11 protein-coding genes are annotated in these 25250 nt (G+C 72.0%); 9 read left to right on the top strand and 2 right to left on the bottom strand.

Annotation, left to right across the window (positions count from 1 at the left end):
• Positions 1–141 precede the first annotated feature (141 nt).
• The 8 genes from TSH58p_RS00760 to TSH58p_RS00795 all read left to right on the top strand — a co-directional run bounded on the left by TSH58p_RS00760 (position 142) and on the right by TSH58p_RS00795 (position 20203).
• On the top strand, positions 142–12756 hold the full coding sequence (locus TSH58p_RS00760) for a non-ribosomal peptide synthetase (RefSeq protein WP_109068407.1): 12615 nt from the start codon (positions 142–144) through the stop codon (positions 12754–12756).
• Complete coding sequence (locus TSH58p_RS00765; RefSeq protein WP_109068406.1) at positions 12753–13784, top strand: TauD/TfdA family dioxygenase; 1032 nt, start codon at positions 12753–12755, stop codon at positions 13782–13784. Before TSH58p_RS00760 ends, TSH58p_RS00765 begins: the two co-directional genes overlap by 4 nt.
• Positions 13781–15430: an ATP-binding cassette domain-containing protein gene (locus TSH58p_RS00770; protein ID WP_109068405.1), complete on the top strand. Its 1650-nt coding sequence runs from the start codon at positions 13781–13783 to the stop codon at positions 15428–15430. Before TSH58p_RS00765 ends, TSH58p_RS00770 begins: the two co-directional genes overlap by 4 nt.
• Positions 15427–17079, top strand: coding sequence for a cyclic peptide export ABC transporter (locus tag TSH58p_RS00775; protein ID WP_109068404.1), 1653 nt, complete (start codon positions 15427–15429; stop codon positions 17077–17079). The genes TSH58p_RS00770 and TSH58p_RS00775 overlap by 4 nt, the downstream gene beginning before the upstream one ends.
• The gene (locus TSH58p_RS00780; RefSeq protein WP_109068403.1) at positions 17076–17849 is read left to right on the top strand and encodes a thioesterase II family protein; all 774 of its coding nucleotides are present in this window, start codon (positions 17076–17078) and stop codon (positions 17847–17849) included. Before TSH58p_RS00775 ends, TSH58p_RS00780 begins: the two co-directional genes overlap by 4 nt.
• Positions 17850–18116: 267 nt before the next feature.
• The gene (locus tag TSH58p_RS00785; protein ID WP_109068402.1) at positions 18117–18767 is read left to right on the top strand and encodes a YcjF family protein; all 651 of its coding nucleotides are present in this window, start codon (positions 18117–18119) and stop codon (positions 18765–18767) included.
• Between the two features lie 120 nt (positions 18768–18887).
• Positions 18888–19085: a hypothetical protein gene (locus TSH58p_RS00790; RefSeq protein ID WP_040136327.1), complete on the top strand. Its 198-nt coding sequence runs from the start codon at positions 18888–18890 to the stop codon at positions 19083–19085.
• Positions 19082–20203, top strand: coding sequence for a prohibitin family protein (locus tag TSH58p_RS00795; RefSeq protein WP_109068401.1), 1122 nt, complete (start codon positions 19082–19084; stop codon positions 20201–20203). The genes TSH58p_RS00790 and TSH58p_RS00795 overlap by 4 nt, the downstream gene beginning before the upstream one ends.
• A 34-nt stretch (positions 20204–20237) precedes the next feature.
• On the opposite strand, the gene TSH58p_RS00800 is transcribed toward TSH58p_RS00795, so the two are convergent.
• Positions 20238–22232, bottom strand: coding sequence for a methyl-accepting chemotaxis protein (locus tag TSH58p_RS00800; RefSeq protein ID WP_109068400.1), 1995 nt, complete (start codon positions 22230–22232; stop codon positions 20238–20240).
• A gap of 348 nt (positions 22233–22580) precedes the next feature.
• On the opposite strand from TSH58p_RS00800, the gene TSH58p_RS00805 reads away from it, so the two are divergent.
• Complete coding sequence (locus TSH58p_RS00805) at positions 22581–24575, top strand: methyl-accepting chemotaxis protein (RefSeq protein ID WP_109068399.1); 1995 nt, start codon at positions 22581–22583, stop codon at positions 24573–24575.
• 58 nt (positions 24576–24633) lie between these two features.
• Here TSH58p_RS00805 and TSH58p_RS00810 read toward each other — a convergent pair whose 3' ends face one another.
• The gene (locus tag TSH58p_RS00810; RefSeq protein ID WP_109068398.1) at positions 24634–25227 is read right to left on the bottom strand and encodes a DUF4142 domain-containing protein; all 594 of its coding nucleotides are present in this window, start codon (positions 25225–25227) and stop codon (positions 24634–24636) included.
• Positions 25228–25250: the final 23 nt, after the last annotated feature.

Consider the following 25250-nt stretch of genomic DNA (forward strand, 5'->3'; position numbering starts at 1 on the left):
ATCATTCGTTGACAATCCCTCTTTAGGACGTATTTTTGGCGGCCTAATCCCTTTTGGGGACGCATATGACGTTTCTGTAAAAATTCGCCGCGAATTTTCCCGTCGGATCATTGCAACGCCGAAGGAATTGTGGGGATTTCGATGCCCGACACCACGCCGCACCTCCCCAACGACCGCCTTCATCTCTCCAACAGTTTCGGACCGGTCAGACTCTGGCCCGATCTTCGTGTGCATGAGGGATTCGAACGGCTTGTGGACCGGCACCCCACCGCCCCGGCGGTGGTGACGGAGGACGGCATCCTCGACTACGCCGGGCTGGACGGAGCGGCCAACGCGCTGGCCCACGCTCTGCTGGCGCTCGGGCTGGACAGGGAGGAGCCGGTCGGCGTTCTGGCGGAGCGGTCGGGCCATCTGCCGCAGGCGTTCCTCGGCATTCTCAAGGCGGGTGGGGTCTATGTGCCGATGGTCGCCGACCTGCCGCCGGAGCGGCTGGGCAACATGGCCCGGCAATCGGGGATGCGGCTGCTGATCGCTCTGGACGGCCTCGCCCCGCCGGACGCGCTGGCCGATGCCCTGTCCGCCAACGTCCGGGTGGAGCGGCCGGACGCGGTACTGCGCCCCGAGGCTCTGGATGGCGACAGCCTCGCAAGATCCGCGGAACGCCCGAACCGGCCCGGCCCGGCCGATGGGCTGGCGGTCATCCTCTTCACCTCCGGCTCCACCGGCCAGCCGAAGGGCGTGCTGATCCAGCACGACGCCTGCGTGAATCTGGCGCTCGGCCACACGGAGGCGCAGGACGTCGGGCCGGGCGACCGGGTGCTGCTGTCCACCTCCCCCGGCTTCATCCTGGGATTCCGTGAGCTGTGCCTGCCGCTGCTCTCCGGGGCCGCCTATGTCCCGGCCTCGCGCGCGCTGATCGACGATCCGGCGCGGCTGCTCGACCACATGGCCCGGCTGGGTGTGACCATCGCCCTGTTCACCCCCTCCTACCTGCGGCTTCTGCGCGGAGCGGTGCCGGCGGGCCTCCGCATGATCCTGACCGCCGGGGAGCGGCCGAACCCCGACGACGCGCGGCATTACGCCCGTCACCTCGACTACTGGAACATGCACGGCGCCACCGAGGTCTGCGGCACCATCTGCATGCACAAGGTGAATCCCCACGGCGACGGCCCGCTGCCCAGCGGGCGGCCCTTCACCAACAACGCCGTCCATCTGCTGGACCGCCACGGCAACGAGGTCCCCGATGGTGAGGTCGGCGAGATCCACGTCGTCGGGCGGGGCGTCTCGCGCGGCTACCTGAACCAGCCGGAGCTGTCGGCGGAGAATTTCGTCGGGACGCGCTTCGGGCGCGCCTACCGCACGCACGACCTGGGGCGCTGGAACGAAAACGGCGACCTGGAGACGCTGGGCCGCGCCGACGACATGGTGAAGGTGTCCGGCCAGTCGGTGTCGCTGGGCGAGATCGAGCGGACGCTGCTGCGCCACCCGCTGGTCAGCCGCGCCGCCGCCCTTCAGCACCAGGGCCGCCTGACCGCCATCGTCGAGAGCGCCGACCCGGAGGCCGCGCAAGGAGAAGACTGGCGCGCCTATCTCGGCCGCAGCCTGCCCACCTACATGGTGCCGGCGCGGGTGAAGGCGGTGGCGCGGATGCCGATCAGCTCCGCCGGCAAGACCGACCGCCGCGCCCTGCTGGCGCTCGCCGATGAGGTCCTGGCCGCGGCACGCGGCTCGGGCGGAACGCCGCCGCAGGGCGATCTGGAGCAGGCCATCGCCGCGGTCTGGGAAGAGGTGCTGGACACCCGCCCGGTGATGCGGGACGACCCGTTCTTCGCCATCGGCGGCACCAGCCTGCTCGCCATCGCGGTGGGCCAGCGCCTGCACGCGCTCGGCCATCCGGTGGCGGTGCCGGTGATCCTGGCCGCCCAGACGGTGGAGGCGCTGGCCCGCCGCATCGCGGACGAGAGGGACGAGGACGCCGCTCCGCCAGACCTGACCAATGGCCCCGCCACCGCCGGGCAGGAGGATTTCTGGGTCGCCGCCAAGCTCGGCCTCGCCGCCGCCGGGTCGCACGTCGTGCGCGTCCTATCGGTGCGCGGTCCGGTTCCGGGGGTGGAGCGCTGGCGCGCCGCCTGGGCCGCCCTGCTGGAGCGCCACCCGGCCCTGCGCACCGCCTTCGAGGACGATGCCGGCGCCGACGCCAACGGGCGGGTGCGCTGGCGCACGGTCCCCGCCGCCGACCTGCCGCCCGCCGCCGGCTTTTCCATCGACCGCTGCCACCTCCCGGAGGAGGCGCGGGAGTTGATCGCCGGCTATGCCGGGACGCCCTTCGCCCTGACCAAGGCGCCGCTGGCCCGCGCCGGCCTGATGGTCATCGAGTCCGGCAACGAGACGCTGTTCTGGTTCGTGCTGCACCACGCGGTGGTGGACGGCCAGTCCGCCCGGACGGTGCAGGAGGATGTCCTGGCCCTGCTGCTGGGCCACGCCTTGCCTCCGGCGCCGCACGGCATGGCTCTGGCCGCGCGGGACGAGGCGCGCCACCTCCGTTCCGACCGGGCGGAGCAGGACCGCGCCTTCTGGCGGTCCACGCTGGACGCCCTGCCGCTTGAGGCGTTCGAGGAGCTTCCGCTCGACCAGCCCCGCCCCACCACACCCGGCGGACGCTCCGCCCCGCCCCTGGCGGAACGGCTGGACGCCGCGACCACCGCGGCCCTCACCACCATCGCGAAGGCGCAGGGCGTCGGCCTGCACGGCCTGCTGCTGGCGATCCTCGCGGCGGAGACGCGGCGGCGCGGCGGACGGGCCGACCTGATCCTGGGCACCGGCGTTTCGCTGCGCCCCGCGGGGGCTGACGACGCCGTTGGGCATTTCGTCAATCTCGTGCCGGTCGTCCTGCCCGGCGCCACGGCCCCACTGACCGGGCAGATCCGCGCCACCCAGGACGCTCTGACCGAGGCGGTCGGGCACGCCGGCCTGCCCGCCAACCTGATCCAGCGGGAGTTCCGTCAACGCCGCCCCGGAGCGCTGCCGCCCGCCCGTCCCAACCTCTTCTCGGTGGCGCTGACCGCCAACCCGCCGCGGACCAGCGGCGATCCGGCCAGCGGCCTGTCGCTGGCCCCGCGTCGCCTGCCCGGCGCCCTCGCCCACCCCGCCGCCGGGCTCGACCTCGCCTTCAGCCACGAGCCGGTGACGGCGGAGGACGGCGAGGGGCTGGAACTCGCCCTGCTGTGGAATCCGGACGTCTACGCGGAGGCCACCGCGCGCTCCTGGCTGGCCGGCTTCGCCGCCTGGGCGCGCTGGCTGGCCGCCGATCCGGCGCTGCTGGAATCGCCGCTGCCCGCCCTGCTGCCGGAAGAGGCGGTCCTTCTGGAACGCTGGGAGCATGGGGAGGAGCGTCCCCGCCCGGCCCGCCGCGCCCATGAGCTGTTCGAGGAGATCGCCGCCCGCCAGCCGGACCGCCCCGCCGTGGTCACCCGTGCCGGCCTGCGCCGCTACGGCGAGTTGAACCGGGACGCCGACCGCATCGCCACCGCCCTGCTCCGCTGCGGCGTGACGCGGGAGGAGGCCGTGGCGGTGCTGACCGGCTGCGCCCCGGACCTGCCCGCGGCGGTGCTCGGCGTGTGGAAGGCCGGGGCGGCCTACCTGCCGCTGGCCCACGACCTGCCGCCGGAGCGCATGGCCTACATGGTCCGCGACGCGGGGGTCCGGCTGCTGATCGCGCTGGACGGCCTGCCGGTCCCTCCCGCCCTGGCAGAGGCCGTGCCGACGCTGATCCGCCCGGACATCCTCGAAGGCCCCGCCGAACGGACCGCCGTGGCCGGGGCGCCGGACGACCTCGCCTACATCATCTACACCTCCGGCACGACCGGGCATCCGAAGGGCGTCGCGGTCCGTCACGACGGCTTCATCAACGCCGCGCTGGCCACCGGAGAGACGGTCGGCCTGCGGGCCGACGACCGCATGGCGCTGGCCGCGACGCCGGGATTCGACGCCTCGCTGTGGGAACTCGGGCTGGCGCTGCTGCACGGCATGGCGCTGGTGCCGGTGCCGCCGGACCTGCGCGACGATCCCTGGGCGCTGAAGGACGCCTATGCGGAGCTGGGCGTCACCGTGGCCTTCCACGCCCCCTCCTATCTGCGGGTCAGCCAGGAGAAGCCGTTCCGCGGCCTGCGCGTCCTGCTGACCGGCGGGGAGGCGCCGAACGCCGACGACGCCCGCCGCCACGCCGCCGATCTGGCCTTCTGGAACGCCTACGGCCCTACCGAGGCGAGCATCCTCGCGTCCATGGGCCGCATCCTGCCGGACAGCGGACGCGGCGGCCCGGTGCCCGCCGGGCGCCCGCTGCCCAATGGCCGCGTCACGCTGCGCCGCCCGGACGGCACGCCGGTGCCGCCCGGCCTGCCGGGGGAGCTGTGGCTGGGCGGGGTGGGGCTCGCCCGCGGCTATCTCAACAACCCGGAATTGACCGCCCGCTCCTTTGTCGAGACGGCGGAGGGCCGCTTCTACCGCACCGGCGACCTCGGCCGCTGGTCGGCGGAGGGGCAACTGATCCTGTGCGGCCGCATCGACCATCAGGTGAAGCTGCACGGCCAGCGCGTCGAGCTTGCCGAGATCGAGCAGGACCTGCTGGCCCACCCCGCCGCCGCGCAGGCCGTCGTCCTGGTGGACGCCGCGGCCGAAGGCACCAAGGCCCTGCGCGCCTTCGTCCGCGCCAAGGACGGCGCCACCCTGCCCGACGAGGAGGCGTGGCGCGCCTTCCTGGCCGACCGCCTGCCCGCCTTCATGGTCCCGGCCAGCGTGACGGCGGTGGACGTCGTCCCCCTGACGCCGGCGGGCAAGATCGACCGCGACGCCCTGCTCCGCCTCGCCCACTCCCATAGCCACGCCGCCACGGCGGAGCGGCAGGCGCCGCGGGATGGACTCGAAAGCCGCATCGCCGCCCTGTGGAGCGGTCTGCTGGGCGAGGAGGTCGCGCGCGGCGACAATTTCTTCGCGCTCGGCGGCAACAGCCTGCTGGCGGTGACCATCGCCCACCGGCTGTCGCAGGAGCTGGGCACGACCGTCCCGGCGCGCGCCCTGTTCGCCGCCCCGACCCTGGCCGGCTTCGCCCGCAAGGTGGCGGAACTGCGCGACGCGGACGCGCCTCAGGCCGACGCCGGCGATTCCGACCTCGCCACCGAAGGGGAACGGGAGTTCCGGGTGGCCGAAGCGGCGGGGCTGGACACGCGGCCCTTCATCATCCCGGTGATCCGCGCCGTGGAGGGCGACCTGCCGGACCCGGACCGCTGGTCGGACGCCTGGACGGCGCTCGTCGAGCGGCACGAGGCGTTGCGCACGTGCTTCGCGGAGGACGCGGAGGGGCGCCTGCGCCGCCGCGTCGCGGCCTCCGTCGATGGTGCGCTGGAGCTGTCCACGCAGACCGGCCGCGCCGCGGCGCTCGCCCACATCCGCGCCCGCCAGGGAGAGCCCTTCACCGTGTCCGTGGCGCCGCTGTGGCGGGCCGGGCTGGTGACGACGGCGGACGACGGCGCGCCTCTGTTCTGGATGGCGATTCACCACTCCATCGGCGACGGGCGCTCGGTCGGCATCCTGCTGGAGGAATTGGCCGCCCTTCTGGCCGGTGAGCGCCTGCCGCCCCTGTCCACCCGCCACGCTTCCCTGGCCGCCCGCGAGCGGCGCTATCTGGACGGCCCGGATTGCGTTGCTGACGAGGCCCATTGGCGGGAACAGCTGTCCGCCCTGCCCGCCGAGGCGTTCGACGACTGGCCGCTCGACACGCCGCGCGCCGCCGGAGCCGCCCCCGGCAGCCATCGCTTCGAACTGCGGCTGGACCCGGCCACCGCCGCCGGGCTGAAGGCCGTCGCCCGCCGGCATGAGGCCAGCCTGCACGCCGTCCTGCTGACCCTGCTGGCGCGCGAGGCCCGGCGGCGCACCGGGCGCGGGGCCGTCACCATCGGCACCACCGGGGACATCCGGGAAACCGCCGAGGACATGCGCGTCGTCGGCTACGGCGTGACCATGCTGCCGCTGGCCCTCCGCCCCGCCGCCGACGCCCCCTTCGGGGCGGAGCTGCGCGCCACCCAGGCGGCTCTGGCCGGGGCGCTGCTGCACGCCCGCCTGCCCTTCGCGCGGATCTGCCACGGCTTCTGGGCGGAGCACCCGCAACACCGCGACCCGGCGCGCTACCCGCTGTTCGACATCGCGGTGACGGAGAATCCGCAGGGCGCCTCCGCCGCCGGCCCGCTGCGCTTCGCCCGTCCCGATCACCAGGGGCTGGCCTACGAACGCACCGGCCATTCGCCGGGCCAGGACATGGTGCTCATCCATGAACGGCTTGCCGACGGCGGGCTGCTGCTGCAATGGCACGTCAACGCCGCGCTCTACGCCAAGGACACGGCGGAGCGCTGGTTCGAGGCGCTGGCCGGCTGGGCGCGCTGGCTCGGCGGCGACGCCGCCCGCGCCGAAAGCACGCCACCCGCCCTGCTGCCGGAGGAGGAAGCCACCCTCGCGGCGTGGGAGCACGGACCGGCGGTGGAGCGCCCGGCGCTGCCCTTCCACGCGCTGTTCGAGCGGCTGATCGACCGTCCCGGCACCGGCCAGGGCGGGCGCCCGGCGGTCATCGGCGCCGACCGCGTTCTGACCTACCGCGCGGTGGAGGCGGAGGCCAACGCCATCGCCCACGCCCTGCGGGAGCGTGGAGCGGAGCGCGGGACCGTGGTCGGCGTGCTGACCGGCCGCTCCGCCACCCTGCCCGCCGCGCTGCTCGGCGTGTGGAAGGCGGGGGCGATCCATCTGCCGCTGGCCGCCGACCTGCCGGCGGAGCGGCTGGCCTTCATCGCCGGGGACGCCGGGGCGGCGCTGCTGCTGGCGCTGGACGGCGTCACGGTGCCCGAGGCGCTGTCCGCCCTGCCCGTTCTGCGTCCGGAGGAGCTGTCCGCCGATTTCCGCACGGCGCACGCCCACCGCCCGCAAGCCCACCATCCAGAGGACGAGACCGGGCCGGAGGACACCGCCTACATCCTCTACACCTCCGGCTCCACCGGCCGGCCCAAGGGCACGCCGGTCCGCCACGGCGCCTATGTGAACATGGTGCTGGGCGCCGTGGAAACCTTCGGCCTGACCGCCGAGGACCGGACGCTGATGTTCGCCTCCCCCTCCTTCGACGTGTCGCTGTCGGACATCGGCGTTCCGCTGGCCGCCGGGGCGGCGCTCTGCGCCGTGCCCTACGAGGTGCTGAGCGCGCCGGCCCGCCTGATCGCCTTCCTCGCCGAGCAGCGGGTGACCGTCGCCGACCTCACCCCGACCTATCTGCGCCTGTTCGACGGGGCGGATCTGCCGTCGCTGCGCATCCTGGTGACCGGGGGAGAGGCGCCGCTGGCGGCGGACGTGCGGACCTACGCCGGGCGGCTGCGCTACTACAACGCCTACGGCCCGACCGAAAACACCATCACCAGCGCCATGGGCCTGCTGGGTGCGGAGGACCGGGGCTTCCTGCCCGTCGGCCGCCCGTTGCCCAACACCTCGGTCCACATCCGCGACGCGGCGGGCCGTCCGGTGCCGCCGGGGGCGGTGGGAGAGATCTGGCTCGGTGGCGCCAACCTCGCCCGCGGCTATCTGAACCGTCCGGAGCAGGAGGCGGCGGCCTTCGTCGGGACGGGGGCCGGGCGGCTCTACCGCTCCGGCGACCTCGGGCGCTGGCGCGCCGACGGCGAACTGGAGGTTCTGGGCCGCATCGACGATCAGGTGAAGCTGAACGGCATCCGCATCGAACTCGGCGAGATCGAGCAGGCGCTGGGCGGCCATCCGGACGTGGCGCAGGCGGTGGCCGTGGTGCAGGGCAAGGCCGGAACGGCGCAGAGCCTGTGGGCCTTCGTCCGTCCCGTCCCCGGCAAGCCGGTCCCGGCGGAGGACTCCTGGCGCGGCTGGCTGGCCGACCGGCTGCCCGCGGTGATGATCCCGGCGGGGGTGATCGCGGTGGAGACGGTGCCCGTGACGGCGTCCGGCAAGGTGGACCGCGCGGCGCTGCAAGGTCTGATCGCCGGTCACGCCCCGCAGGGTGCGCGGATCGCACCGCAGGGCCGGCTTGAGGAAACCGTCGCCCGCGTCTGGGCGGAGCGGCTGGGCCGCGGCCCGGTCTGGCGCGACGACAATTTCTTCGCGCTCGGCGGCCACAGCCTGCTCGCCATCGCCGTCGCCCACGCGCTGGAGACGGAGCTGGGGCGTCCGGTCTCCGCCCGCGATCTGTTCACCGAGCCGACCCTGCGCGGCTTCGCCGCCCGCCTCGCCGCCGCCATGCCAACGGAACCCCTGTCCGGCGCCGAATCCGACCGCGCGACGGAGGGCCAACGGGAGTTCTGGGTGGCCGAGCAGGCCGGGCTGGACACCCGCGGCTTCATCATTCCCCTGACGCTGGCGGTGGAGGGCGATGTTCCCGCCGATGACCGCTGGCGGGAGGCTTGGAGTGCCCTGGCGGACCGGCACGAGGCGCTGCGCACCGGCTTCCGCGAGGATGAGGACGGCACGCTCCGCCGGACCGTCCATTCATCGACCGCGGGGCTGAACCTGGCGACGGCCCCCGACCGCGCCGCCGCGCTGGAGCGCATCCGGGCGCGCCAGACCGAACCCTTCGCCATGGCCGCCCCGCCGCTGTGGCGGGCCGGGCTGGTCCGGGTGGCGGACGGCAGCGGCGATCTGTTCTGGCTGGCCCTGCACCATTCCATCGGCGACGGCCTGTCGCTCGGCCTGCTGGCCGACGACCTCGCGGCGCTGCTGCGCGGGATGCCGCTGCCCGGCCGGGCCCCCGGCTTCGGCCGTTCCGCCGCGCGGGAGGAAAGCTATCTCGCCGGCGAGGCCACCCGGACGGACGCGGAGCATTGGCAAAGCCTGCTCGCCGGGATCGACCCCGCCGCCTTCGAGGAGTGGCCGCTTGATAAACCCCGGCCACCGGTGCGCAGCGTGGACGCCGCCCAGGGAAGCCATTGCCACCGCGTCCGCCTCGCCCCGGACGTGGCGGAGGCCTTGCGCGCCCTCGCCCGGCGCAACGGCGCCAGCCTGCACGCCCTGATGATGACGCTGATGGCACGGGAGGTGCGCCGCCGCACCGGCCGCGCGGCGTTCCTGATGGGGACCGCCGCCTCCACCCGCGAAACGGCGGAGGAGGCGGGCGTCGTCGGTTATTACGTCAACATGCTGCCGGTGCCCTTCCGGGTGGAGCGGAGCGAGCCGCTGGAACAGGCGGTCAAGACCACGCAAGACCATCTGGCGGAAGCGCTGCGCCATGGCCGCCAGCCCTTCGCCCGCATCCACCAGCAGTTCCGCCGCAGCCAGCCGCAGGCGCTTCATCCGGCCCGCTACCCGCTGTTCGATCTGGCGGTGACGGAAAATCCAGCGATGCCCGCCCCGCCGTGCGACGGGCTCCGCTTCGCGGCCATCGACACCCTCGACGACGGCGATATCCGTTACGAGCTGCGCCACAGCGCCCCCGCCCAGGATCTCGTCCTTGTGCATGAGGGGCAGGCGGACGGCGGTCTGGTCCTCCAGCTCTACGCCAACGCCGCCCTTTACGAGCGGGAAACCGCCCAGGCCTGGACGGCGGCCTTGGCCGGATGGGCGCGGCGGCTCGCCGATCCGGGACGGGCGCCGGGCGACCCGCTGCCCGCCCTGCTGCCGGACGAGGAAACGCTGCTCGCCGCGTGGGAGCGCGGTCCGGCGATGCCGCACCCGGTTCCCTGCTTCCACCACCAGTTCGCCGCGCTGGCGCGCTTGCAGCCGGGCCGCCCGGCCCTCGTCACCGACGACGGGGAAACCAGCTACGCCGCGATGAACGCCCGCGCCAACGCGCTGGCCCACGCGCTGCTCGCGCAGGGCGTGCGGACCGGCGACGCGGTCGGCGTCCTGACCGAACGCTCGCCCGCCCTGCCGGAAGCGGTGCTGGCGATCTGGAAGGCCGGGGCCGCCTATCTGCCGCTGACCCGCGACCTGCCGGCGGACCGGCTGGCCTTCATCGCTCGCGACGCCGCCATCCGCGTGATCGTGGCGCTGGACGGCCACGCCCTTCCCGACGCGCTGGCGCAGGCCGGCCACGCCGTCCTCCGCCCGGAATCCCTGACCGACGACTTCCACGCCGCCCACGCCCAGGAGCCGGAGGCCGGACAACGCAGCGCGCCCGGCGATCCCGCCTACATCATCCACACCTCGGGGTCCACCGGGGTGCCGAAGGGCGTCGTGCTGCATCATGGCGGATTGCTGAACCTCGGCCTGTCGATGGCGCGGATGATGGGCGTCCAGCCGGACGAGCGGACGCTCCTCAGCTCCTCCCCCTCCTTCGACGCCTGGATCTCCGATTGCGTGATGACCTGGGCGACGGGCGGCGCCCTCGTGCCGATCCGCCGCGCCGAGATGGACGACACCGCCGGGCTGCGCGCCAGGATGGAGCGGCTGGGCGTCACCTCTGCCACGCTGCCGCCCTCCTACCTGCGGCTGTTCGAGCAGGCCGACCTGCCGACCCTGCGCATCCTGATGACGGTGGGCGAGCCGCCCAACGCCGCCGACGCCCTGCACTACGCGGCCCGGCTGCGCTACATCAACGGCTACGGCCCGACCGAGAACACCGCCGCGGCCAGCATCGGCATCCTGTGCCCCGGCTCGCCGTGGATGAGCGCCGGGCGCCCGCTGCCCAACACCGCCATCCACATCCTGGACGAGGACGGCGAGCCGGTTCCCCCCGGCGCCATCGGCCATGTCTGGCTGAGCGGCATGGGCTTGGCCATCGGCTACCTGAACCGGCCCGACCTGACCGCCGCCGCCTTCGTCGAGACGCCGAAGGGCCGCCGCTACCGCACCGGCGACCTCGGCCGCTGGCTGCCCAACGGGGAACTGCTGGTCCTCGGACGGTCGGACAGCCAGGTGAAGCTGCGCGGCCAGCGCGTGGAGCTGGGCGAGATCGAACACCGGCTGGAGGCCCATCCCGGCGTGCAGCAGGCGGTGGCGCTGGTGGACACCGCGCCGGGCGGTGCCCAGACGCTGTGGGCCTTCGTCAGCCTCGCCCCGGACGCCGCGGAGCCGAGCCAAACCGCCTGGGCCGCCCATGCTGCGGCGGCGCTTCCCGCCTACATGGTGCCGGCGGCGGTGATCCGGGTGCCGGCGATCCCGGTGACCGTGGCCGGCAAGGTGGACCGCAAGGCCCTGCTCCAGGCGCTGGCCGATCACACCCCGGCCGAAGGCGCCGCCTCCACCGCCTACACCCCGCCGCGCAACGCGGTGGAGCAGAGGGTGGCAGACCTCTGGGCGGAGCAGCTTCAGCGGCCCGTTCCGGGGCGCGAGGCCGGCTTCTTCGAGCTGGGCGGCGACAGCCTGCGGGCGATCGCCGTGGTCAACCGCCTGCGCCGCGAATTCGCCTGCAGGATCAACGACCTCTACGAAGCGCCGGTGCTCGCCGACTTCGCGCTGCGCCTGCGGCCCCAGCCGGACCATCTGCACCGCGTCATCACCGCCGTCCGCACCCATTGGCGGGACTATCAGGCGACCCTGCCCGCCTTCGACGCCGCCCGCGACCGCGCGCTGGCCGAGCAGCAGCAAGCCTACGAGGCGCGCAACGCGGCCTACGCCGCCTTCGACGGGACGCAGCGGCGCGATTATGGCGAGGCGCTGCTGACAGGAGCCACCGGCTATCTCGGCGCCTATCTGCTGCGGGAGCTTCTGTCCGATCCGACACGGCGGGTGACCGCCCTGGTCCGCGGGGGCGACGACGATGCCGCCCGCGCCCGGCTCGGCCGCGTGCTGGCCGGCTATTTCGGAGCGGACGACGGCGCCGCGCTGATTGCCGATCCACGCCTGACCGTCCGGGCCGGCGACCTGCGCCGCGACGGGCTGGGCCTCGCGCCCACGGCGCACGGCGCGCTGGCGGAGGGGCTGCGGGCGGTCTTCCACTGCGCCGCCAACGTCAACCATTTCGGCCATTACGCGGAGTTCCACGCCGACAATGTGGAGGCGACCCGCCGGCTTCTCGACCTCGCCGCCGCGCGGCGCGGCGACCCGGCGGACTTCCACCTGATCTCCACCCTGTCGGTCACCGGCAAGGCGCCGGAAGACGGCTTCAAGCTGGTCACCGAATACGACGCGGTGCCGGAAACGCTCGACGAGAACTACTACGTCCGCAGCAAGCAGGAGGCGGAGCGGCTGGTCACGGCGGCGCGCGGCGATCTGCGCAACGCCAGCATCCACCGCGTCGGCAACGTCGTCTTCGCGGCGGAGGGCGGGCCGTTGCAGCTGAACCTGCGGGACAACGCCTTCTTCCGGCAACTGGCCGCCTTCGTGCGGCTGGGGGTGGTGCCCGACGATTCGCACGTCTGGCTGTGCCATGTCGATCGCGTGGCCCGCGCCGTGGCGCTGCTGGCCGGTGCCGCCGGCCTCGCCAACGAGACGCACCATGTCGAGAATCACCGCCGCGACACTCTGGCCGACTTCGTCACCTCGGCGGCGGGCATGGAGGGTGCGGTGCGGGCGGTCGGCTTCGACACGCTGCTCGACCGGCTGGAGCGCGCCATCGCGGAGCCGGACATGGACGGCGCGCTGGCCCAGACGCTGGAGGGCTTCGGCCTCTACAGCGGACGCTCGCCCCAGGCGCGCGGACGGCGGCAGGAGCTGACCTCCGAACGCACGCAACGGCTGCTCGGCCGCATGGGCTTCGGCTGGCCGCCGGTTCCCCGCGCCGGGCAGGCCGACATGCTGCGCGCCGCCGCGGACCTCTTCACCCGATGAACGCCTCCGGAGCCACCATGCTGACCCACGTCCACGACATCGGTTTCCGCACCGGGGAGTTCACCGTGGAACCGTTGGCCGACGCCGAGACGGCGCGCGTGCTGGCCGTCCTGGCCGCCCGCCACGGGGCGGAGAGCGACGCCGCCGCCCTCGTCCCGGACGGGCGGGAGGCCGAGTTGCGCGGCGAACTGGCGGAGGCGGCACCCGGCCTGTCCGCCCTGGCCACGGCGATCCGCGACCGGCTGGAGATCAGCCACAGCGGCGTGCTGATCCGCCGCGCCCATCTCGGCCGCCACGACCTCGACACCCGGCGCCGCCTGCTCTACGCGCTGGCGGTGTGCATCGGCGCGCCGACCGCGACCGACCGGATCGACCGCAAGGTGGTGTGGGACATCAAGCTCCGGCCCGAGTTGGTCCGCAACGGCGGCGCCTCCACCTTCTCCGAGCACGCCGACGAGGCCGACTTCCACACCGACACCCAGTATTTCCCGAATCCCGAACGCTACATGCTGCTCTATTTCGCCAAGGCGGCGGCCTGCGGCGGCGGGCGGTCCAGCCTGCGCGACGCCCGCTGCGTCCGCGAGGCCCTGGCCGGCAGCGACGAGGGACGCTGGGCGCTGGACCTGCTGTCGCGGACGGCCCTGCCCTTCCGCATCCCCGCCACCTTCACCCGCACCGGGTCGCGCGACGCGGTCGAGGTGACCTTCGCCACCGTCTTCGGCGACCGCCCGCTCATCCGCTTCCGCACCGACACGCTGCGCCGCGGGCTGGCCGCCCGACCGGAGCACGACACGCCGGAGGCCCGCCGCGCGCTTGCCATCCTCCAGGCGGAGCTGGACAACCCGGCCCGGCGGCTGGAGACCTTCATGGAGTCCGACAGCCTGCTGGCGATGAACAATCACGAGGCGCTCCACGGACGCGGCGCCTTCGCCGACCCGGACCGCCACGCGCTGCGCATCCGCATCGATGACGGCGCCCCGCAGGATGGCGCACCACAGGATGGCGCACCGCAGGATTCAGCGCGATGAACCTTCTCCGCCTGCTGGGACGGCTGGGACCGGCGCCGCTGCGCCGGCTGGTTCTCTACGCGCTGGGGTCGGCCCTCTTCTCCACGCTGGTGCTCGCCCTGGTGAACCGCGGGGCGGAAGAGATCGCCGCGGAGAAGGCCGATTTCGTGAATGTGCCGCTGGCCGCCGCCTTCGTCGTCAGCGTCCTCCTCTACATGCTCGTGGAAGGCCGCATGGTCGCCCACCTGTCGGCGGACGCCGAGGAGGTGGTGGACACGCTGCGCATGCGGCTGCTCGACCAGATCCGCCGCGCCGACCTGTGGAAGCTGGAACGCTTCGGCCAGACCCCGCTGTTCGAAAGCGTGACGCAGAGCAGCCAGCTCATCTCGCAGAACTCTCAGTTCCTGGCGCTGACGGTGCGCTCGGTCCTGCTGACCGGGACGATCCTGCTCTACATCGCCACCATCTCGCCGGTCGCCTTCCTGCTGATCGGCGGGCTGCTGGGCGCCGGGACATGGTTCTACATCCGGCTGGGCCGCGCGCTGGAGGAACGGCAGCGCGCCATGATGGCCGAGGAGGCCGCCCTGTTCGAAGGCGTGTCGGACCTGTTCGACGGGTTCAAGGAGCAGCGGCTGAACAGCGCCCGCAGCCACGACCTCAACGCCGCCTTCGGCGCCGTGTCCGGCCGCACCACCACGGCGCGCGGCGAGGTTCATCTGCACACCTGGCAGCAGTTCGTGTTCGGCGAATGCGCCTTCAACCTGATGCTGGGCGTGGTCGTCTTCGTGGTGCCGACCTACTCCAGCGCCATCTCGGCGGAGCTGGTGAAGATCACCGCCGCCATCTTCTTCATGTCGGCCCCGGTCTTCGGGTTGATGCAGTCGCTGGCGGTGATGAGCGCCGCCGAGGCCGCCGCCGGGCGCATGATGGCTCTGGAAGGCCGGCTCGCCGAGCTGGCGGAGGCCGGGAGCGATGGCCCCGCCCTGCCGGTGCCGATCAACTTCGCCGAAGTGAGGCTGGAGGGGGTGGAGTTCGCCTTCCCCGCCCCGCCGGGCGAGCCGCCCTTCGCGGTCGGCCCCTTCGACCTGACCATCCGGCGCGGCGAGGTGATCTTCATCACCGGCGGCAACGGGTCGGGCAAATCGACCTTCATCAAGCTGCTGACCGGCCTCTACCACCCGCTGCGCGGGCGGATCACGGTGGATGGCGTGCCGGTCGGGCCGCAGCGCATCGCCGCCTACCGCGAGCTGATGGCGACCGTCTTCGCCGACTTCCACCTGTTCGCCCGGCTTTACGGCCAGGACGCCCTCAACCCTGTGGTGGCCGCCGACCTGATGCGCTGGATGGAGATGGAGCGGGTCACCGCGCTGGAGGGCGACCGCTTCGGGCGGCGCGACCTGTCCGCCGGGCAGCGCAAGCGGCTGGGCCTCGTCGCGGCGATCCTGGAAAAGGCGCCGATCCTGATCCTCGACGAATGGGCCGCCGATCAGGACCCGCATTTCCGCTTCAAGTTCTACCGGGAAATCGTGCCGGAGTTGAAACGGCGCGGCCTGACCATCGTGGCGGTGACCCACGACGACCATTACTTCGACGTCGCCGACCGCCGCCTGCACATGGAGGAAGGCCACCTGACCGAGCTGACCCTCGCGGTGGAGGGCGTGGCATGAGGCTGGCCGCCATCGTCCTGCGCGAGCTTCCGGAGAATCTGCGCACGCTCGCCCTGATGAACGTCCTGTCGGCGATCGCGACCGCGGCGCTGCTCTGGCTGGTCGACGCCGCCGCCAAGGACGCCGCCAAGGGCATCATCAGCCCGCGGCTTCTGGTGATGTACGCGGTCACGGTGACCCTGTTCGGGGTGACCCACAATTACGCGCTGGTCACCGCGTCCCAGGACGCCGAGCGGCTGATCCACAAGATCCGGCTGCGCCTGTTCGATCTGGTGCGCCGCGCCGACCTCGTGACCGTGGACCGCATCGGGCGGGCGTCGCTGCACGGCGTGCTGACCCAGGACACCCAGACGCTGGCCCAGACCCTGCCGCTTCTGGCGATCGGCGGGCAGCAGGCGGTGATGCTGGTCTTCCTGGCGGTCTATCTGGCCTGGCTGTCGCCGCTGGCCTGCGTGATGGCCTTCGCCTTCGCCGGGATCGCGGTGGCGGTGAAGGTCGCGCGGGTGCAGCGCCTGCGCCTCAGCATGAGGGAGGCCGCGGCGGCGGAGGCGCGCGTCTTCGACGGGCTGACCGACCTTCTGCGCGGCTTCAAGGAGGTGCGGATGAACCGCCGCCGCGGCGACGGGCTGATCCGCGACCTCGCCGACGCCTCGTCCCGGGCGCGGGCGGTGAATGTGGACATGAAGGCGCAGTGGGGCCGCAACTTCGCGCTGGTCGAGGCGATGTTCTACACGCTGATCGGCATGATGGTCTTCGTCGTGCCGCTCTTCACCACCGGCTATCACGAGGTGGTGGTGGCGGCGACCACGGCGGCGCTGTTCATCGTCGGGCCGGTCAGCACCGTCTCCTTCGTCACCCCGCTGGTCGCCCAGACCGAGATGGCCCTGTCCAACATCGAGGCGATGGAGGAACGGCTGCGCGCCGCCGCCGGGGATGCCCCGGACGAGGGCGCCGACCGTCTGCCCGGACCGCCCTCCCGCATCGCGCTGAAGGACGCCAGCTTCGCCTATCACGACGGCGAGGGCGCTCCGGTGTTCGCGGTCGGGCCGCTGTCCGCGGAGTTCCGGGCGGGGGAGATCACCTTCGTCACCGGCGGCAACGGGTCCGGCAAATCGACCATGCTGCGCCTGCTGACCGGCCTGATGCCGCTGGGAGGCGGCCGGCTCCTCGCCGACGGGGAGCCGGTGCCGGCGGAGCGGATGCAGAGCTACCGCGACACGATCTCGGCCATCTTCTCCGACTATCACCTGTCGCGCCGCCTCTACGGCGTGGCCGACCCCGACCCGGCGCGCGTCCGCGCCCTGCTGGAGCGGCTGGAGATGCAGGACAAGGTGACGGTCGCGGACGGCGGCTTCAGCACGGTCGCCCTGTCCACCGGCCAGCGCAAGCGCCTCGCCCTGGTGGTCGCGCAGCTGGAGGACAAGCCGGTCATCGTGCTGGACGAATGGGCCGCCGACCAGGACCCGCATTTCCGCCGCGTCTTCTATGAGGAGCTGCTGCCCGAGCTGAAGGCCCGGGGCAAGATCGTCATCTGCGTGACCCATGACGAGCGCTGGTTCGGCCTCGCCGACCGTGTCTATCACATGAACGAGGGCCGCATCGAGGAAGGCCACGATCACCGTCACCTGTTCGCACTGGAGCCGGCATGATGGCCCCGCCCCCGTCCTCCTGGCTGCAAGGCTTCCGCCCGGTGGCGGAGCCGCGCCGCAGGCTGGTCTGCTTCCCCTACGCCGGAGCCGGAGCCGCCGTCTTCCGGGACTGGGCGCCGGAGGTCGGGCCGGACACGGAGTTGCTGGCCGTGCGCCTGCCGGGTCGGGAAACCCGCATCGGCGAGCCGCCGCTGCATCGGGTGGAGGACGCCCTGCCCGCCATCCTGGCCGCGCTGGCCCCGCTGGGGGACCGCCCGCTGGTCCTGTTCGGCCATTCGCTGGGCGCGGCCCTGGCCTACGCCGCCGCCCGCGCCCTGACGGCGCAGGGGCGCCCGCCCGCCCTGCTCGCCGTGTCGGGGCGCCGGGCGCCGCATCGGACGTCGCGGCGGCCATCCACCCGGGGCCTGGACGATGCGGCGTTCCGCGCCCGCCTCGCCGCGCTGGGCGGCACCCCGCCGGAGGTTCTGGCCTGCGACGACCTGATGGAGCTGATGCTGCCCATGCTGCGGGCCGATTTCGCCATGTCCGAGGCCTTCCATGACCATGATCCCCCGCCGCTTGCGGTGCCCATCCTGGCCTTCGCCGGAACGGAGGACACCGAGGCTGCCGTGGACGAGGTCGCCGGGTGGGAACGGCTGGCTGGGGCGGGCTTCACACTGCGCCCGCTTCCCGGCGGCCATTTTTTCCTGCACGAGCAGCGCGCGCCGATTGTCTCATGCCTGATGGATAAGACGTTCCGAAACGATAAAAGTCACCGCACTTCTTTTTAATGGCAAATCCTTTGACGAAGACAACTCTATTCGTTAGCCCATATGACGGTGCCGCCGGCGACCACCGGCGGCGTTTTCGGAGCGGGCCGTCCCTTCGGGGTCGGGGTCGTCGCATTTGGCCTTCCCTAGCCTTCTCCCCAGAGGCGGGGGGAGATTCCAAATGCGTTTGCCCGGCCTTCGGGGCCGACTGTCGCCGCGCACCATCCCGGCGCACGGCGTTCATTGCTGATTTTCTCTCGACAACGTCCCTTTTTGGAGCACCACAGCATGGTCAGTGAGAAGGATACACCGGGCGGCAAGGCGAAGCCGGAAACGGCGGCCACCCCGGCTCCCACCCCGGCTCCGGAGGCCGTGACGGCCGCCCCCGAAAACGCCAGCACGGCCCCCAGCACGTCCGAATCCGCTCCGGAAGCCCCCCCGGCCGCTCCGGCCTCCACCGAGGCGCAGGCGGCGGAGATCATCCGTAAGCATGTGCTGCTGTCCGCGGCGGCGGGCGTCATCCCGCTGAACTTCGTGGACACCGCGGCGCTCGCCGTCGTCCAGCTCCGCCTGCTCAAGGAGCTGTCGGAGCTGCACGGCGTCGACTTCCGCGGCGACATCGGCCGCTCCGCGGTCGGCACGCTGTTCGCCACGGTCGCCCCGACCGCTCTGGCCGGCGGCCTGCTCGGCTCCATGGCGTTCAACCTGGCCCTGCGGTCGGTGCCGGTGATCGGCACGGTGACGCGGCTGGCCACCCAGCCGGCCTTCAACAGCGCCTTCACCTATGCGCTGGGCAAGGTCTTCCAGCAGCACTTCGCGTCGGGCGGCACCTTCCTGACCTTCCAGCCGGAAAAGGTGAAGGCCTTTTTCCGCGAGAAGTTCGAGGAGGCCCGCCGCCGCAAGGGCGCCGCGCCGGAGGCGGCCGAGGCCGCCGCCTGACCGCGGCACCCGGACGCCACCGCGGATCAAGGAGGATGGGCGGGGATGCCTCCACGCTTCCCCGCTCCCTTCCGGTCGCCCTCACCCCTCCGCCTGCTCCCCTTCCAAGGCCGGACGCGCATGCCCCTCGTTCTCGTCATGCTCTATCTCCTCGCCTGTCTGGTGTGCGCCGTCATGGGCCGCAACACCACGATCGGCTTCATCGGCCATTTCCTGCTGGCCCTCTTCCTGACCCCGCCGGTGAACTTCGTGATCCAGGCGGTGGGGCGCCCCAGCACGCGGGAACGTGAGAAGATGCTGACGACGAGACCGCGATGACCACGCTGGACCAGTCCGCCGGCGAAGGCATCGCCCGCGCGCCGTTGCCGCAGCGCGCCGGCCTTTGGCTGAAGCGGCGCAGCGTGTCGATCTACGCGCTGACTCTGACGCTGATCCTCGGTTTCCTCGCCATCGCGCCCGCCGTCTTCGTCGAGGTGCCGTCCGGCCATGTCGGCGTGCTGTGGCTGCGCTTCTTCGGCGGCACGGTCACCGACCGGGTCTACAGCGAAGGCACCCACCTGATCTTCCCGTGGGACCGGGTGACGATGTACGACGTGCGCCTGCACACCGACACCCGCACCTACGAGGCGGTGGCGGCCAACGGCATGTCGATGACGGTGACCGTGGCTCTGCGCTACCGCGTCAACCCGCCCGCCGCCGGTCTGCTTCACAAGCTGGCCGGGGACGACTACGCGGAAAAGCTGGTGCATCCGGAGATCGCCAGCCTCATCTACGAATTCGTGTCGAAGCACAATCCGGAGAACTTCTATTCGATCAACCGCGCGGACATCCAAGGCTTCCTGCTGACCGAGGCGCGCAAGCAGTTCCCGGCGCCGCCGACCGATCTGCAGGCGCTGAAGCTTCCCCCCGGCGCCATAGCGGACGATTACAGCTCCGTGATGATCCGGGTGGAGGATGTGCTGGTGGCCGGCGTCAGCTTCCCGCCGCTGGTCCGTCAAGCCATCGACCGCAAGATCGAGCAGCAGCAGATCATGGAGGAATACGACTTCCGCATCGCCCGCGAGATCAAGGAGCGCGACCGCAAGCGGATCGAGGCGGAGGGGGTGCGCGACTTCCAGGACATCGTCGCCCGCAACATCACGCCGGAGTATCTGCGCCTGCGCGGCATCGAGGCGACGCGGGCCTTCGCCACCTCGTCGAACGCCAAGACCATCATCATCGGCGGGCGGGACGGTCTGCCGGTCATCCTGAACACCGGTGACGACGCCAGATCGGGGACGGCAGCGTCGGGGACGGCAGGAGCACCCGCCGCAACGCCGCCCCACGAGACCGCCGCCAAGGACTCCAATGGCCTCGCCGGACGCCTGTCCACCTTCGACGAGCCGCCGCCCGAGAACACCGCGCCGGAAGCCCCCCCGGAGGCCGCCGGGCGCTGACGTCCGGCGGGACCGCCCGTTCCAAAGGAGCCGGCTACTCCGCGGCCTCGGCGAGGGTCTGGGCGAAGTCGCGCTCCATCTCGTCCAGCAGGCGGATCACCTCCACCGACGCCCGCTTCATCTCGGCGGCGTGGCGTTCGGCCTCCATCCGGTTGCCGGCCTGGAGGGCGAGCAGCGTCTCGCGGCCCGACTCATGGACGGTCCGGTGCGGCGTGGCCATGCCCTTGTAGGTGGACAGGCGCATCGTCCGGGGATCGTTCACGCTGTCGTACCAGCGGCCGAGGCGGCAGGAGTGATGGGTGGACAGGTCCGCCGGCAGAAGCGTCCGCTGCCCGCCCACCGCCTCCATGATCTTCTCGACGAAGGCGAGGTGGTCCTGCTTGGCCAGCCGGACCAGTTCGCCGACCCCGTCGCGGCTCATGCGGTCCACCTCCTCGCGGCCGATCTTCCGCTCGTCGAAACGGATGTGCAGCCGGTTGTCGTGCCGCGCCACCACCGAGCCGCGCAGGGACAGCTTGTAGCCGGGAAGCGACACCGTGACCTGCCCACCGGTGGGCGCCGCCCCCTTCGTCTCGGCGTAGCAGCCGCATTCGGAGATGTCGCGGACCAGCGCCGGCGTCTGGTCCACGCTGCCGTCCAGCAACACCGGACGGCGGCGCGTGTGGCGGCGGTTCGCCAGATCGGAGGAGGTGCGGATGGCCCGCGCCAACAGGGACGGCAGGGTGTCCAGCGCCTCCTGCATGCGGTTGGCGCTTTCACCGACCGTGTAGGCCACGGTGGTGGCCCGCTGCGTCTCGCCGCCCACTTCGGTCATCCGGGTGGTGATATCGCGGAAGATGCCGGCGACCTCGCCGATGTTGCGGGCGATCTCGCGCGAGGCGGAGGACTGCTCCTCCACCGCCGCGGCGATCGAGGCGTTGATCTCCTGCATGGTGGTGATGGTGGTGGCCACCCCGTCCATGCCGGTGATCGCCTGCTCCGCCACCGCCTGGATGGCGCCGACCTTGGCGGCGATCTCGTCCGCCGCCTTGGCCGACTGGCCGGCGAGGTTCTTCACCTCCGTGGCCACCACGGCGAAACCCTTGCCGGCTTCCCCGGCACGTGCCGCCTCGATGGTGGCGTTCAGCGCCAGCAGGTTGGTCTGCCCGGCGATGGCGCGGATGAGGTTCAGGATGCCGCCGATCTCCTGCGCCGCGGTGCTGAGCTGCGCCATGATCTGGCGGGCCTCGCCGCTCTTCTCCACCGCCTCGCCGGCGATCCGCGACGCGCCGCTGACCTGGACCGAAATCTCGCCGACCGCGGCCTGGAGCTGCTCCGCCCCCGCGGCGACGGTCTGGGCGGCGTCCAGCGCCTCGGCCGTGTCGGCGGACGTGCCGGCGATGCTGTCCTTCACCGCCGCGCAGACGCTGTCCAGGTCACCGACCGTGCGGCGCAGGTCCGCGGTGTAGCTGGCGACGCTGTCGACCACGTCGTTGGCCTCGTGATCGATGGAATCGACCATCGCGTCCACCGCCTGGAGCCGCTCGTCGATCAGGCGGTCCCAATAGACGGACAGGGCGGCGTCGAGATCCATCAGCACCGCCGAGACCACGGCGCGCTGCATGGTCACGATGGAGCCGAGCCGGCCACCGGTCAGCAGGGTCCCGCCCATGCTCTGCGCCAGGGCGGCCATGATCTCGCCCAGGATGAAGGCGTAGCCGCCGACGTACCAGCTCGGGCTCAGCCCGATGCGGTGGTGGGCGATGCCCACCGCGCGCACCGACTCCTTGTAGCTGTCGTCGAAGCGGCCTTCGAACAGCCGGGTCCAGTGGGCGATCTGGGCGCGCTTGGCCCCTTCGACCTGCGCCGGGTTGGCGAACAGGGCGGCCAGTTCGGGCTGCGACAACGTGCGGGCGTAGAAGCGGTCCAGAATCCCCGGAAGGGCCCTGGCGATGATCGGCGACGCCTGCTGCAGGCTGCCGACCGCCTCCGGTCCCAGATCGAAATAGGCGGTCTTGGTGACGTCCAGGGCGCGCAGGGTGTCCGGCATGGCGAATGTTTGTATTCTGTAATGAACGAGCACCAACCGATAACATCTCCGCCATACCAAAGGTATCTCTAAAAGGAATTCGCATGCGGCATGCTGTCCCACTTCATGATTAACAGATGGTTTAATTTGTGCACCTCCAAAAAGGAACGCGGTCGATAAGCCTGATAATACAATCACTTTCCTCCAGGCGGGCGACCAACGCCGCAACGACACCTTCACATTGCAGGGAGCCGGTGCGTCCCGAGGTTGCTAAAACTATTTGTTACAAATACGCGACAAAGGTTACGAATGCCCGCCCTCCCGGTGCATCCGGGACGATCCGACGGTTTTTCAAGGAGTTTTCGGCCGATGAATCCCCTCCGGACGCTCAGCCTTGCGACGAAGCTGACCATTCTGTGCACGCTCGGCCTGATTGCCCTGTCCGGCGCGCTGACCTACGCGACCATCGCCAAGATCACCGCCAGCATCAGCAACGACGCTGCGGAGCGGAGGGAGCAGGCGATCACCAACTTCCGGATGCTGCTCGACCAGCGGGGGTCCGAGTACCGGCTCAAGGACGGCGCGCTCTACATCGACGATGTCAAGCTGGACGGCGCGAACGACATCGTCGACACCGTCCGCAGCGTGACCGGCGGCGTGGCCACCATCTTCCGCGGCGACACCCGCGTGGCGACCAACATCCACAACCCGGACGGCAGCCGGGCCGTCGGGACGAAGCTGGCCCGCGGCCCGGTCTACAGCGCCGTCATCGACGGCAAGGAGCCCTTCCGCGGCGAGGCCGACATCCTGGGCGAGGCCTATTTCACCGCCTACGACCCGATCATCGACCAGAACGGCGAGGTGATCGGCGTCCTGTTCGTCGGCCTGAAGAAGAGTGTCGCGTTGCGCGTGCTGGAGGAGGTGGTTCCCAACGTCATCCAGGTGGCGGCGGTCATCACCGTCGGCATGGCCCTGGTGATGCTGCTGGTGGTCCGGCGCCAGTTCCGCACGCTGGACCAGATCCGCGGCACCATGTTCCAACTGGCCGACGAGCGCTACGAGGTGACGGTGCCCGGCCTGGACCGCCAGGACGAGATCGGTGCGATGGCCAAGACGGTCGAGGTCTTCCGCCAGAAGGGCATCGACAACCAGCGCCTGCGCGAGGCGCAGGAGCGTGAGCGCCGCGAGGCCGAGGCCGCCAAGATCGCCGCCCTGGAATCCATGGCCCGCACGGTGGAGCAGGAAACCCGCACCGCCGTGGACCGCGTCGCCGAGCGCTCCGTCTCGATGGACAGCAACGCCCAGGCGATGGCCAGCTCCGCCGAGACCGTCTCCGCCAACTCGCAGAGCGTGGCGGCGGCGGCGGAACAGGCGCTGGGCAACGCCCAGGCCGTGGCGGCGGCCACCGACCAGCTCACCGCCTCCATCGCCGAGATCACCGGCCAGGTCACCTTCGCCAGCCAGATCTCCCGCCGCGCGGTGGAAAGCGGCCGCAAGACCGAGGACGTGGTGCTGTCCCTGTCCGAGGCCATCGGCCACATCGGGGAGGTCGCCACCTTCATCCAGGACATCGCCAGCCAGACCAACCTCCTGGCGCTGAACGCGACCATCGAGGCGGCGCGCGCCGGCGAGGCGGGCAAGGGCTTCGCCGTGGTGGCCCAGGAGGTGAAGAACCTCGCCACCCAGACCTCCAAGTCGGCGGAGGAGATTTCCCGCCAGATCACCGACCTGCAGAGCATGACCGCCGGGGCCGTCGACGCGGTGCAGGACATCGGGCGGACCATCACCGAGATCGACGGGGTCGCCAGCAGCATCGCCAGCGCCATGGACGAGCAGGGGGCGGCGACCAGCGAGATTTCCCGCAACGTCGGCCAGACCGCCGCCGCCGCGCAGGAGGTGTCATCCCGCATCGCCCATGTGTCGGAGGAAGCGGCGGTGACCGGCAGCCGCGCCGACGAGGTGCGCCGGGTCGCGTCCGACGTGGCGGGGAGCATCGACCATCTCCGCGAGATGCTGGTGCGCGCCGTGCGCACCGCCACGCCGGAGGTGGACCGCCGCCGCGCCCCGCGCTTCGAGGTCAACCTGCCCTGCACCGTCGCCGGGGCGGTGGGATCGCTGTCGGGACAGCTCACCAACCTGTCGGAAGGCGGCGCCACCATCCGCGGCCTGGACCGGTCGCAGGTGGGCAGCCGCGGCGTGCTGACCATTCCCGGCTGCGCCGTCTCCATCCCCTTCGCGGTGCTGGGGGGCAAGGAGCAGGATCTGCATGTCCGGTTCGAGCTGACGCCGGACATCGCCGACCGGTTCTCCACGGATGTCCAGCGCCTCACCGCCGGCCTGCGCCCGCTTCCCGCGGTCGCCTGAGGCGGATCGGGTCAAGCCCGCGGCCGATCCGCCGGGCTTGACCGCGGAATCCCGGCCGCTACCGCAGTTGCGCCAGCGGGCTGCCGAGCGCGCGCAGGTCGCGCGCGTGCATCTGCAGACCGGGCAGCCATTTGGCGGCAAAGGCCCGGATGTCCGGGTCGGTCCCACCCTGGGCCTGCGCGTTGAACAGGGCGATCGACACCTCGTGCTCGGCGATCTGCTGCTGCAGATACTGCCGGTCGAACGCGGCTCCCTGAAGCGAGGCCAACGCGTCGGCGACCGCCTGCCGGCCGGGGTCCGGGGCGGTGGGCGGCGTGACGCCCTTGGCTTGGGCGAGCCGGGCGAGATCCCGGTTGGCCTGGGTGTGGTCGGCGGCGATGCGCCGGCCGAGGTCGCGCACGGTGGCGCTGGACGCCTGCCGCTGGGCCAGCGTGCCCATCGCCACCTCGCCGAAGCCGCCATAGGCCGCCTGGGTCAGGAAGGACTGGTCCGCCACCGTCAGCGTCGAGGAGGCGCCTGACCCGGCGCTTCCCACCTGGGACGCGGAGGCACCGGAGTTGCCCATCGGTGGCACGAGCCCCGGCTCGCTCGAGCAGGCGGCGAGCGCGAGGATGGACACGGCGGCTAGGGCCGCGGTTCGCAGCATGGGCATTCCGACCTCCCGTTATGCAATCT

Origin of the sequence: Azospirillum sp. TSH58 (assembly GCF_003119115.1) — a bacterium.
Taxonomy (GTDB): domain Bacteria; phylum Pseudomonadota; class Alphaproteobacteria; order Azospirillales; family Azospirillaceae; genus Azospirillum.